A 12,049-nucleotide genomic window follows, 5' to 3' on the forward strand; every position below is an offset into this window, starting at 1 on the left:
TTCAGCCCCACCGGCCAAGCTGGTTGTCGGCACCGGCCATGGTGGTTGTCGCTCATCAGCTGCCGGTGGATCATACGCGTCTGGCGCGCATGGTGCAGCCGCCGGTTGATCCCCTGCATTTCTCGGCGCTTGCGGATCTCAAGTTCGGCGTCCTCTACGGCTGGAAGCGGTGTGTCTGTGACAATGGTGACGTCCGCCTGATGCACGACACGGTGACGCGCGTGGTCATCAACGCGCTGAGCCGAAAGGAATTGAACTCTGCACGCACCGACGGCGCCTCAACCCAGCGGCGGCTGGTGCGCCTGGCGGAAACGCTGGCCGGGCTGGCGCCCGCGATTGCGATGGACCCCGCGCAGGTGCGCTGGGTCGATGCCCACATCCGCGAGGCGATGGAGGCCGAGGGCAACAAGAAAAGAACTCAGGACCAGCTGCACGGCGCGATTCAGGCGTGCCTTGAAAAGGTCTGCGCCGGGTTCTTTCGCAAACCACCCACTTCCTGACAACATGTCCGTATGTGTCTGCGGACAGATACGGACATGTCCGGACAGATAGACAGACATGTGACCGACATTTGAAATCTATCTGTCTGCAACCACAGGAAAAGACAGGAAACGAAAAGACAGATTGCGGCGCGCAGACAGAAGCGTCGCGACAGACCGAAATCAGGCATGCTGAGAAAAGGGAAGGTGACCATGACCGATCAAGCCGCACGGAAAGAGACGAACCGGGACCGGGTCAGGCGCCTCCTGATCTCGCCACTGGACGATCTGGGATACCAGCGCCCGAGCAAGATCAAGGCCGAGCCTTGGGCGGCGGAGCTGGTGAAGCTTTGCGATGATCTCGCCTATCTCAGTGATCATGATCTGGCCACGCTGTTCCAGATGCTGCGGGCCAAGGGGCAGGGCAAGCTGCGCAAGGAATGGCTGCGGCGCGGCCCGATTCTGAGCTTTGCCCATGTCGTGTGCGAACGCCCGGTCGAGGAATTGCCGAACCTGGTCAGCTGGTTCCGGTCTGTCGAGGGCCCGCGCGCCCGGTTGCAGGGTGTGCTGGTGAATGAATTTGAATTCTTCGCGCGTCACCACCGCCCGCCGCTGAACGATGGCGAGCACCGCCGTATTCGTGATGCGGCAGCGGCTGACCGTCGGCTGGCCCAGCTGCTGGCCGAACGTGGCAGTCTCGACCCGCAGGACATGGCGCGGCTTGCGCTGGTGGCGCAGATCACGGCGCGGGTCGAGGCTGTCATGGATTGCAAAGCGGAGGATGCGGCATGATGCACGCGCGTATTCCTGCACCGGTGCGGCCCGGGCGCGGCAAGCAGCGCACGCGGGCGTCGATCGAGCAGCTGCTTTCCTGGGCCTTTCAGCGCGAGTTTGCCTCGCTCGACTTTGATGAACTTGCATCGGTGTCCGGCGCTACGCCGCCTGGCGTGGGCATGGAGTACATCATGATCGAGCGCGCCAAGCTTGGCTGTCGCGTCGACGGCGGCGGACGGTCAGAACCGCATCCGGATGCCGATGCCGTTGCCTCTGCGCTGGCCGCCTTGCCGCAGGGCCATGGTGGTCGGCGCGTGGCGCTCTGGATTGCCGAGCTTGCACGTTCCGGGCTCACGCCTGACTGGCACCAGGATGACCGGCCGCGCTGCGTGCCGGTTGCTTGGCGCTCGTGCAAACACGGTGCATTTGCCCAGACAGAGGTGGCTGGATCCGTTGAGGTGATGGGGCGCAAGGGGCTGCGGCGGGTGGACCTGGTCGTCTGCTCGGTGACCTACGTGAACACCGGGCGCGAGATCGCAGCTGCACGCCGGGACTACCTTGCCTGGTGGGGTGCGCTGCTGGAGTTGCGCGACACGTTCCGGGTATATGGTGGCCTCACGGCGTTTGAAGTCACCGAGCAGATGCCACCGGCAGCGCCATGGCGTATGTCAGATGTCAGGCAAAGCTGACCGTCGTGTCACGTCGTTGACCCAGATCGGATCTGGAAACGGGAAACGGTTGTTCGTGCTTGGCGCGGCGGGTGACCGGAAAGCGCGGGGAGCTGTCACTGCAAACTCAGCCTTTTGAAGCGATCAGGAGACTTTTCACGCTGCGATGCCGCGCGCAGAAGCTGCCTGTCGCCGCAGCTGCATCATTCAAGAATACCCGACCGTCTGCACCGGACCTTCGCTCCAATGTAGGCCTATCCACGCATAGATGTGGAAGGCGGACCTTCGGTTTGTAAAAGAAACCTCAGCAGTTTCTGGGTCTTCGCGCCGGGAATGTGTTGGACAGGCGTTCCTCAAGGCAAAGTAGCAAAACGGGGTAGAGTGCTGTCCGACAATCCCCTTCGTTAGCGAAGTTGCAGCCATCCGAAACCGATGCGAAGCTGGCAGCTTGCAGGAAGTGTGGTGAAGCATAATGATACATGGACCAATGGAATGCCGACTGTGCTGGAACAATTCAAAAGAAACTCAGAAATTCTGCGATGAAGAGCGAAGTAAGTTTGTAAACGATCCAGGCTATTGGGGCGCTTCGGATCCAAGGATCCTCGTTTTGGGCATGTCCAAGGGGAATACCCAAAGTGAGGCAATGTCAGAAAGCTGGAAAAACGGCGATTATGATGACGTCCCATACATGGGTTTTCGACCTCGCCTACTAAGAGTTTTCCAAGCAGTAGGGCTGATGCCGAGCGCAAAGAGCCTCTACAGTCGGATCAAGAAGACGGAGCTGACTTACGGCTGGGCGTCGATACTGCGCTGTTCTTTAACCGGACGGAAGCCTGACGGCACCTACGGAGCAAGCAGCGCGCAAGTAATCCCGGCGATGAAACGGCCCGAAGTGAACGCTTGGCTTTCCGAGTGCATTACCTGCCATCTCGGAGGATTGTCACGAAGAACGCGGCTCGTAGTGCTTCTCGGTAACGATGAACAATATATGAGTGTTGTTAACAAGACGATGAAAGGTGTTTTTGGCCAGGCATATGCAGAGCATCCAAGTCTTTCGCCTGTCGTATTTCGCGCTGGCCCTCGCATCTTCGTCCATGTTGGTCATCCCTCTCCGTTAAACGGAACCCTTGGAGAATTTCTTGAGGGTGATAAATACTCTGGTCAGGGAAGAAAGCGCGAGATAGCGAAATTGGGCGTCGCGGGCGCTCTTGGGAACCTATTAGGCACCATATGAGAGAAAAACAGACCACATGTGGCTTGACTGAATATTGCCTCTCCACTCCACAATATCGAAAATGTCCTCCGCCCACGGACAGTCGACGCTGGTAAGTGCCGTCAAAGCGCGTCCTCGAATTTGTGAAGTAAACGGTGGTGCGACATGTACGACGCTTGTCCTTCGGTAAGCGCGACTCTGAGATCTTCGACCCCTAAGGCCAGCCGCGACTTTTTTTGCAAGCGCTCGGACAGCAAGAGTCTGCCTTTATCCGAAAAGCTTACAAAACCCTTATCGAACAATGCGTCCCACGTAGGTGACAAAAGCAGCGCGTTGTTCGGGTTCAGGCATTGCTTCGGATCATGACGACAATCACGCCACGGCTTTATGTGAGACGCAACTAACAGTCTGTGCTCTGCCAGACCCGTGATCAGGCATTTGTCGTATGCTTGCAGAACGCGGCGTCTGAACAGACCCTGTCCCACTCGCGCCTTTATCATCGAATTGCGAGTGGTCTCCGGCAGAGACATATTCCCTCTAACCTCGTCCTCCAACGATTTGTTTCTTTCGGTATTTTCGCTTGTCGCGCCCCGGGCATCCGCAGAGTTATCAGCCAACCAGTCACCGATTTCCGGTGTGATCCAAAAGGTGCGAGCTACATCATCAGGTTTCACGTCGAGCGCCGAGCAAAACCGTAAAAAGTGATCGTTGGCCACAGCGTCCGAAGTGTTCCATGTGGTGAACCCGAATTCCTGAGCAAGCACCTGTCGTATCCGAGGCGTTGTCTCCCGACCGTTGCGATGCTCTCGTTTGGCATGCTTAGCGACAGTGTTGTCCTTGTATCCCAGAAAGCGAGAGGGTCCGAACGCAATGCCTTCAGCGCTCAAATAGGGCAGCAGGACGCGGCCCTTGGCGATCAAAGACCTATAAATCTCGAACTCTTGTCCTCGGCCGGACTTCCGCACTGCTTCAAGTGCGCTGACATTGTCTTCAATGTCCCAGTAGTCATCAATCAAGCTCATCTTTACTCTCTCCGGCCTTCGGCACCATAGTCCCTATCGCGCCAAGTAGTGCAAGATCAGCACTGGTTGTTGTGGGCTTGTTCGACGAAGCTCCTATGGGCACCAGCCATTCCTCGGCGTCTGGAGCAGCAACTGATAGACACGGCCGCCGAACAGCGGCTCGGCCTCAATTGCAAACAGCTAAGTCCGATCATGCATCGACGAGCGCCGAAGATCGCTTTGAGTAAGCCGCGCTCCAGCATCTGGTGGCTGCTGACCGGCGACGATGGGCCGTCCACGCTAGACTGTCTCATGCTGCAGCTGCGAACAGGTTCACGCTCACCACGGTCAATGAGGGCTCGGACCGGACTTGCGGCAGCGCAGCGTCCAAATTCTTAGCGAAGGGCGACACAGCCGGGTTGTGGTGTGTGGGCATGAGGCGGCAGGCAGCCCTTTGGTGCAGGTCGCGCCTTGGTGCTGCGTCGATCTAGAGCAGACCTTCGCACCCGGCACGGCGAACAGCAATAGCCACCCTCTTTGGTCGGTTGCTATTTGACACGGCAAACGCCGCGTCCAGCGCGAAGGGATAAGAACCGCAAACCTGTCAGGCCACTGCACTCCTATCGTTAGTGTGCAAAGTTACAGTTCGCAGCTACTAAGAGGTGCCTTTTATAAACAAAGCATTTTTTTCTCGGATTTTTCCCTAAATCGTCTACGCTCGCCGAGAGACACACCGTGGCTGCACGATTTCTGCGGAAGTATCACGTGGGCTGAATGATACGTGTTTAGCCATATGCTTGGCCAATTAAAATTTAAAACTGCGAGGTGTCTAATTGATCGAAAGTATTAATTTAGCCAATGAAGGCGCATACGATGCCGCAGGCACAAAGCTCGAAGGATTGAGAAAACTCAACTTCATCTTCGGCTCGAACGGATCCGGCAAGACAACGGTTTCCCGAATTGTCGAAGGTTCTGGAAATTTCCCTGACTGCCAAATAACTTGGGCGGGCGGAAGTCCACTGGAAACCCGCGTCTACAACAAGAATTTTGTCGAGAACCACTTCGATGCGGAAAGCAGTATCAAGGGCATCTATACGTTCGGAGGAAACGTTGAGGTCGCCGAGAAGATCAAGAAGCTCAAGGGCGAAGCCGATACAATAAAAGCGAAGCTTAGTGGCCTTCGTAATAACCTTAGCGGTGAGGACGGACTTAGTGGGAAGACGAAAGAGCGAGAAATTCTCGCAGCTCAGCTTGTGGAAGATGTTTGGGGAGCAAAGAAAAAATTTGATGACTTGGATACGGCATTTACAGGGCTCAACAAAAATAAGAAGAATTTCTGCGAGCGGTTTCTCACAGAAGCGTCAAGTAACGGCGCTACAGTAAGGGATATTTCAGAGCTTCGTGAAGATGCCGCGACTGTGTTCTCGGGGTCGCTGGCCAAAGCAACTTTCTTACCCGTTCAGGATAGTTCGAAGATTTCATTGCTGGAAACTTCTGCCATTCTCAAGAAGAAGATCATAGGCAAAGAAGACGTAGACATCGCCGCGCTAATCGAAAAGCTCGGCAACAGCGATTGGGTGCAACAAGGACGGCAATATTTCAATCAACTGGAAGATCAGTGCCCTTTCTGCCAGCAAAAGACAGATGCAGCCTTCAGGCAGAGTCTGGAAGCGTATTTTGACGAGAGTTACATTGCCGACCTCGCGGCTATCGACAAATTGCTTGCCGTTTATACCAGTGCAGTGAGAGACCTACTGACGGCTTACAGGGTGTCCGACATTGTTGAATCACCCTACCTTGACCGCGAGGGCTTCGAGAGGGATGTCGCAGCCCTTCACTTGGCTCTCGATAGTAACGTTGAGCACGTCATGGCGAAGCGGAAAGAGCCTAGCGCCCCAGCAACGCTTACTGATACAGCCCCGCTGCTCGTGGCGGTGAGCGCCCACGTTATAGCGGCCAACAACAAGGTCAAAGCCAACAACGATACCATCAACAATCTTGCGGCCAGAAAGAAAGATCTGACTTCGCAGGTTTGGAAGAGACTGCTCGAAGACACAAAGGTGATTTACGATAAATTCAAAGGTGAAACCGGTGGGCTCGACAAAGCGATAACCTCACTAAAGAGCCAGATAGAAACGGAAACAAAAAAATTTGACGCCAAGCAAGAAGAGATAGAAGAGAACGAGCGGAGAATCACCAGCATCAAGCCAACGATTGACGTTATCAATAAGCTTCTGAAGTCGTTTGGATTCACCAACTTCCACCTCGCTGAAAGCTTGGGGGGTGGTTTTTATGAAGTTAAGCGTTCTGATGGGAGTGACGCGAAACGAACACTAAGCGAAGGAGAAAAGTCTTTCATAACATTTCTATATTTCTATTATCTTGTTGGCGGATCGTTTAGTTCGAGCGGCGGAACTAATGACAAGATTGTTGTATTCGATGACCCTGTTTCGAGCCTTGATGCAGACATTCTCTTCATTGTCTGCAATTTAATAAAGATAATCATCGCAGAAATGCGAACGGGCGCCAGTGCGATCAAGCAGGTCTTTGTTCTCACGCACAATATATACTTCCACAAGGAGGTAACGTTCGACAAGAAGCGGAGCGCCGACAAGGCAAGAAATGACGAGACATTCTGGGTCGTTCGCAAATCATCGCAGCGATCGTTGCTCGTGCGATTTACTGAGAATCCGATCAAGTCGAGCTATGAACTTCTTTGGCGAGAGGTCAGGCAGAAGCCGCCTTCGGACACGGCTATCCAGAACGTCATGCGTAGAATCCTCGAGCACTATTTCAAATTCTACGGAGGCGTTACTCCTGAGGACATTATCGCAAAGTTTGACGGCCAAGACAAAATGATCTGTAGCACCCTAGTCTCGTGGGTGAATGACGGATCGCACTTCGCCACGGATGACCTCTACATGACCTGCGATCTGGGCCAGGTAGATCGTTACCTAGAGGTGTTTCAGAGAATTTTCGAAGAATCAGATCACGGTGGTCACTACAGGATGATGATGGGTGACGACTATAAGGCGCTGCCCGTCGGCGACGCCCATGACACCGATGTCGCTTCTGAGGCGCTTCTGCGTTCGGAAAACGCATGACGCACCGCACTAAGTTTCGGCGGCCTATGACGTCAAAGAAGCCAGTATGCCGGTATGGTAGGGGTGAGGCCCTCTTCTAGTTTGCACCAATGTGCTTGGCCTCTTGTGCCGTCCAGAAAGTTGCTTGACGAATATCTCAATCTGTTGACATAACTCTCTCGACCGAATTGCGCCCGGAGTGGATCACACCACTGCCGGGCGCTTCGCGTTTAAATCCCATCATCACTGTCGAGCGAGGCCCTTATGGCGCGTCTGACCACCATGCCAAGCCGCCTCGCGGTGCCAAAGCCGCGCCTCGGCACGGTGGTCGGTGACACCAAAGCGCAAGAGCGTGAGCGCGCGCAGCTCAAACCGTGGCGCGCCTGGTACAACCTCAAACGCTGGCAAAAGCTGCGCCGCCTGGTGTTCGCGCGCGCTGGCTACGTCTGCCAGCAAACCGGCGTGGCGCTGGTCGGCAAGGAACCCGCGCCAAACGCGCCGGTCTGCGATCACATCCTCGAACACAAGGGCGATCCGGCCCTTTTCTGGGATGCGGACAACCTGCAGGCGGTCAGCAAAGCCTGGCACGACAGCGAAAAACAGAAACAAGAGCGGGCGCGACACGCCTGATCCTGTCCGCTCCCCCACGGGGGGGTGGGTCAAAAGTCAGAAAAGCCCACGCCTGCTGACCTGTGATGCTCTAAGTCGGAGATTTTTTTCCCCATGACAGATGAAATTTCACGCCAGCCGGTCGAAATGGACCTTTTTGGCAATCCGCTTGAGCCCCTGCGGGATCGTCGCGGCCGCCCAAGCTTCAAGAAAAATAAGGAAAATCAGGACTTTGTGGCAGTTCGCGCGGCGGCAAACTGGTCTCAGGAGCGGATCGCCGAGGCTTTGGGGTGCGATCCCAAGACGTTGCGCGCTAATTTTTCCCGTGAGCTCTCTGGCGGCGCGCTGATTGTCGAGGGGCTGTGCCTTGACGTGTTGATGCGCCGGACGCGCGAGGGCCATGTGCCGAGCCTGCGCGCGCTGCAGGATCGGATGGATCGCACCGCGCCGCCTGCGCCGAAAGCCAAGGGCAAGGCGCAAGAGGATCAGGCGGGCAAGGATGTGCCTGCGCCGATTGGCAAGAAAGAGCAGCGGCTTGAGGGTGCGCAAAAGCCGGACGCCGAATATGGTGATCTCTATGATCGGATCCGCCCGCAATGAATTTCGCCTGTCCCGATTGGTGGGCCAAGCTGCAGCGCGGCGAGACCCCAATCCCGGCGCTCGATCTCGATGACAACCTCGCCGAGGTCGCGGTCGCCCTGTTCGACAAGCTGGTGATCCCCGACATTCCCGGCCAGCCCACAATGGGCGAGGAGGCGGGCGAGTGGATCCGGGATATCGTGCGCGCCGCCTTCGGATCGGTGAACAAGCAAACCGGCGCGCGTGAGGTCGGCGAGATCTTCACGCTGGTGCCAAAAAAGAACGCCAAGACCACCAACGCCGCAGCACTCGGCCTTGTCGCGATGCAGATGAACACGACGCCGAATATCGAGGGGGTGATCATCGGACCGACGCAGAAGGTTGCGGAGACGTGTTTCGCGCAGGCGGCGGCGATGATCGAGGCCGATGAATGGCTCAGAAAGCGGTTCAAGGTGATCGAGCATCGAAAGCAGATCAAGGATCTCTTTCCCGATCCCAAGACCGGGCGCCCGCTCAACGCGGTTCTCGAGGTCAAGAGTTTTGATCCGGCTGTTGTGACCGGGGGCATTCCGGCCTTCGCGATCATGGATGAGCTGCACGTCATGGCGGCGCGGCACTTTGCATCGCGGGTGATCGGGCAGATCCGGGGCGGGATGATCACAAACCCGCTTTCGCTGCTGCTGTTCATCACAACGCAGAGCGAGGAGATCCCGCAAGGGGTGTTCAAATCCGAGCTCGAATATGCGCGCCGGGTGCGCGACGGGCTGGTGACGGAGCATGTGCGCACGCTGCCGGTTTTGTATGAGTTTCCCGAGGCGCTGCAGACCGACAAGGGTGAGCCCTGGAAAGATCCGAAAATCTGGGGCGCGGTCCTGCCCAATCTCGGGCGCTCGATCACAATCGAACGGCTGATCCCCGATTATCACAAGGCGCTTGAGGACAGTCCCGAGGAGCTTGCCCGGTGGGCGTCGCAGCATTTGAATATCCAGCTCGGCATGGGGTCGCATCTGTCGCGATGGATCGGCGGCACCTATTGGGAGGCGGCGGCGGAGCCCGAGCTTGATCTCGCGGCGCTGCTCGAAAGCTCTGAGGTCTGCACGGTCGGGATCGACGGCGGCGGGATGGATGACCTTCTCGGCCTCGCGGTGCTCGGGCGGCACAAGGTCACCAAAAAATGGCGGGTGTGGTGCGCGGCCTGGGCGCATTCCGTGGTGCTGGTGCGGCGCAAGAGCATCGCCGCGCGGCTGCAGGATCTCGCCAAAGAGGATGCGCTCACGATCTGCACGGCACCGACGCAGGATATCGAGGAGCTGGTCGCAATCGTGCTGCAGGTGTTCGAGGCGGGGCTGCTGCCCGAGCGGGGCGGCATCGGCCTTGATCCCGAGGGGGTCGCGGCAATTGTCGACGCGCTGCAGGTGGCGGGCATCCCGCACGACACGCTCGCGAGTGTCACGCAGGGCTACAAGCTCAACGGCGCAATCAAGGGCACGGAACGCAAGCTTTTTGACGGATCGCTGCGCCACGCCGGTCAGCCTCTCATGGGCTGGTGCGTCGGCAATGCCAAGACGGAAGCAAGGGGTAACGCTGTGATCGTCACGAAAGCAATTTCAGGCGCTGGCAAGATCGATCCGCTGATGGCGGTTTTTGATGCGGTGTATCTGATGAGCCTCAATCCCGAGGCGACAAAAAAGGATCTCTCCGGGTTCCTCGTCAATCCGGTGATGGTGGCATGATCGGGCGGGCACTGAAAGGCGCCTGGCACGGCGCGCGGCTCGGGCTGCAGATGGCCCTCTCTGAGGGGGAAAGCGGATGGGTCAACCTCTCCGGGGGCGATCCGCTGAGCAGCCTGGGGCGCGTAAGCAAGGCCGGTAAATCGGTCTCAAGCACATCGGCGCTGTCGCTTTCTGCCGCATGGTCCTGTGTGAAGGGCAATGCGCAGCTTGTCGGATCTCTGCCGCTCGGGATCTATGAAAAGCAGAGCGATGGCACGCGGGTTCGGATAGAGCCGGATCTTGCCGAGATCCTGACCGTTGCGCCGGGGCAGGATCAGACCGCAATGGAATATTGGGAGGGGAACGGCGCGGCCCTTCTGCTTGAGGGCAACGGCTATTCGGAAAAGCTCTATATCGGCAATCGCCTGGTTGGCCTGCGCCCGCTGTTCAACGTCACGCCCAAGCGGCGCGATGACGGCCGGTTCAATTACCGGGTGTATGAAAACGGCCGCAGCTATGTGCTGCCGCCCGAAAAGGTGTTTCACATTCGAGGCTTTGGCGCGGGTGACGGGCTCGGCCTCTCGGCGATCAAGTACGGGGTGCAGAGCCTCGGATCTGCCATTGCAGCTGATGAGACGGCGGCGCGGGTGTTTGCCAACGGCTTGATGGCATCGGGGGTGCTGGAATCGGAGAACACGCTCACGCCTGAACAGCGCGAGCAATTGCAAAAACACCTGCAAACCTACGTCTCGAGCGACAGGGCTGGAAAGATCATGACGCTCGAGGCGGGCCTGAAATACCGCCAGCTGCAGATCAATCCGGAGGATGCGCAGCTTTTGGAGACCCGCCGGTTTCAGGTGGAGGATGTGTGTCGGTGGTTCGGCACGCCGCCGGTCGTGATCGGGCATGCAGGGCAGGGGCAGACAATGTGGGGCTCGGGGGTCGAGGCGATCATGCTCGCCTGGCTCACGCTTGGGATCAACCCGCTTCTGCGGCGGATGGAGCAGCGGATCGCGCGCGACCTGATCCCGCTCGCCAAGCGCGGCAAGTGGTACGCCGAGTGGAATCGCGAGGCGATGCTGCAGATGGACAGCAAGGCCAAGGGCGATTTCCTGTCCAAGATGACAACAAACGGGATCATGAGCCGCGACGAAAGCCGCGACAAGCTCAACCTGCCGCGCCGCGGCGGGGCGGCGGATGCATTGACCGCGCAGACCGCGCTGGCGGGCCTCGACCAACTGACAAAAGCGGAGTGATCCAGATGGATAAGAAGACCCTGCCACGGGTGCGCGTTTCCGCGCGCCCTGGTGTCACGAGTGATATTTCTCACAAGGCGCTGCAGCGGTGGAGCCCGGACGTTCGCGCGGCGGGCGAGGGGGATGCCGCCTCGATCTCGATCCTTGACCCGATTGGGGCCGATATCTGGGGTGATGGGGTGAGCGTCAAACGGGTCTCGGCCGCCTTGCGCAACATTGGATCGCGCCCGGTCACGGTCAATGTGAATTCACCTGGCGGCGATTATTTCGAGGGGCTCGCGATTTACAACCTCCTGCGCGAGCATCCCGAGCGCGTCACGGTCAATATTCTCGGGATTGCCGCGTCGGCGGCCTCGGTGATCGCGATGGCAGGGGATGAGGTGCGGATCGCGCGCGCCGGGTTCCTGATGATCCATAACACATGGGTCATGTCGGCCGGGGATCGCCACGCTCTGCGCGAGGTCGCCGAATGGCTTGAGCCTTTCGACGCGACGGCCGTCGATATCTATGCCGCTCGCACCGGCATCGCGCCCGTGGATCTCGCAAACATGCTGGATCGCGAGACCTGGATCGGCGGGCAGAATGCTGTCGATCAGGGGTTCTGCGATGCGCTCCTGCCTGCCGATGCGCTGGAGACCGGCGGCAATGATGCGCCTGCGCAGGCGCTGCGGGCCG

The 12,049-nt window shown here is 58.0% G+C and carries 11 protein-coding genes; 10 read left to right on the forward strand and 1 reads right to left on the reverse strand.

The annotated features are described in order from the left end of the window. The 4 genes from P775_RS28360 to P775_RS27825 all read left to right on the forward strand — a co-directional run. Positions 1–500: hypothetical protein (locus tag P775_RS28360; protein WP_099913954.1), on the forward strand; the 500-nt coding region annotated here is incomplete at its 5' end. A 192-nt stretch (positions 501–692) separates the two neighbouring features. Then, positions 693–1,271 carry a hypothetical protein gene (locus tag P775_RS27355; protein WP_143521021.1) on the forward strand — a complete coding sequence of 193 codons (579 nt, stop codon included), beginning with the start codon at positions 693–695 and terminating at the stop codon, positions 1,269–1,271. Next, positions 1,268–1,942, forward strand: a complete 675-nt coding sequence (locus P775_RS27360) for a hypothetical protein (RefSeq protein WP_099913956.1) — start codon at positions 1,268–1,270, stop codon at positions 1,940–1,942. Before P775_RS27355 ends, P775_RS27360 begins: the two co-directional genes overlap by 4 nt. Positions 1,943–2,408: 466 nt before the next feature. Then, the gene (locus P775_RS27825; RefSeq protein ID WP_143521022.1) at positions 2,409–3,155 is read left to right on the forward strand and encodes a hypothetical protein; all 747 of its coding nucleotides are present in this window, start codon (positions 2,409–2,411) and stop codon (positions 3,153–3,155) included. Between the two features lie 101 nt (positions 3,156–3,256). On the opposite strand, the gene P775_RS27365 is transcribed toward P775_RS27825, so the two are convergent. Next, on the reverse strand, positions 3,257–4,156 hold the full coding sequence (locus P775_RS27365) for an HNH endonuclease (protein ID WP_099913957.1): 900 nt from the start codon (positions 4,154–4,156) through the stop codon (positions 3,257–3,259). Positions 4,157–4,968: 812 nt separating this feature from the next. Here P775_RS27365 and P775_RS27370 point away from each other — a divergent pair. The 6 genes from P775_RS27370 to P775_RS27395 all read left to right on the forward strand — a co-directional run. Then, the gene (locus tag P775_RS27370; RefSeq protein ID WP_099913958.1) at positions 4,969–7,239 is read left to right on the forward strand and encodes an AAA family ATPase; all 2,271 of its coding nucleotides are present in this window, start codon (positions 4,969–4,971) and stop codon (positions 7,237–7,239) included. 243 nt (positions 7,240–7,482) lie between these two features. Next, a complete protein-coding gene (locus P775_RS27375) occupies positions 7,483–7,848 on the forward strand; it encodes an endonuclease (protein ID WP_099913959.1) in 366 nt (121 codons plus the stop codon). A gap of 93 nt (positions 7,849–7,941) precedes the next feature. Continuing rightward, a complete protein-coding gene (locus P775_RS27380) occupies positions 7,942–8,427 on the forward strand; it encodes a hypothetical protein (RefSeq protein ID WP_099910742.1) in 486 nt (161 codons plus the stop codon). Next, entirely contained in the window at positions 8,424–10,139 is a 1,716-nt protein-coding gene (locus P775_RS27385) for a terminase large subunit (RefSeq protein ID WP_099913960.1), read from the forward strand. The genes P775_RS27380 and P775_RS27385 overlap by 4 nt, the downstream gene beginning before the upstream one ends. Beyond that, entirely contained in the window at positions 10,136–11,374 is a 1,239-nt protein-coding gene (locus tag P775_RS27390) for a phage portal protein (protein WP_099913961.1), read from the forward strand. Before P775_RS27385 ends, P775_RS27390 begins: the two co-directional genes overlap by 4 nt. Before the next feature lie 5 nt (positions 11,375–11,379). Continuing rightward, the coding region (locus tag P775_RS27395; protein ID WP_099913962.1) for a head maturation protease, ClpP-related at positions 11,380–12,049 on the forward strand (670 nt) is incomplete at its 3' end.

The sequence above is a fragment of the Puniceibacterium antarcticum genome, assembly GCF_002760615.1.
Classification (GTDB): Bacteria; Pseudomonadota; Alphaproteobacteria; order Rhodobacterales; family Rhodobacteraceae; genus Puniceibacterium; species Puniceibacterium antarcticum.

Excerpts from the sequence above, each read along its gene's own strand:
- P775_RS27385 (WP_099913960.1), top strand. The coding sequence starts at position 8,424 with ATGAATTTCGCCTGTCCCGATTGGTGGGCCAAGCTGCAGCGCGGCGAG.
- P775_RS27360 (WP_099913956.1), top strand. The coding sequence starts at position 1,268 with ATGATGCACGCGCGTATTCCTGCACCGGTGCGGCCCGGGCGCGGCAAG.
- P775_RS27390 (WP_099913961.1), top strand. The coding sequence starts at position 10,136 with ATGATCGGGCGGGCACTGAAAGGCGCCTGGCACGGCGCGCGGCTCGGG.
- P775_RS27380 (WP_099910742.1), top strand. The coding sequence starts at position 7,942 with ATGACAGATGAAATTTCACGCCAGCCGGTCGAAATGGACCTTTTTGGC.
- P775_RS27355 (WP_143521021.1), top strand. The coding sequence starts at position 693 with ATGACCGATCAAGCCGCACGGAAAGAGACGAACCGGGACCGGGTCAGG.
- P775_RS27825 (WP_143521022.1), top strand. The coding sequence starts at position 2,409 with ATGGAATGCCGACTGTGCTGGAACAATTCAAAAGAAACTCAGAAATTC.
- P775_RS27365 (WP_099913957.1), bottom strand. The coding sequence starts at position 4,156 with ATGAGCTTGATTGATGACTACTGGGACATTGAAGACAATGTCAGCGCA.
- P775_RS27375 (WP_099913959.1), top strand. The coding sequence starts at position 7,483 with ATGGCGCGTCTGACCACCATGCCAAGCCGCCTCGCGGTGCCAAAGCCG.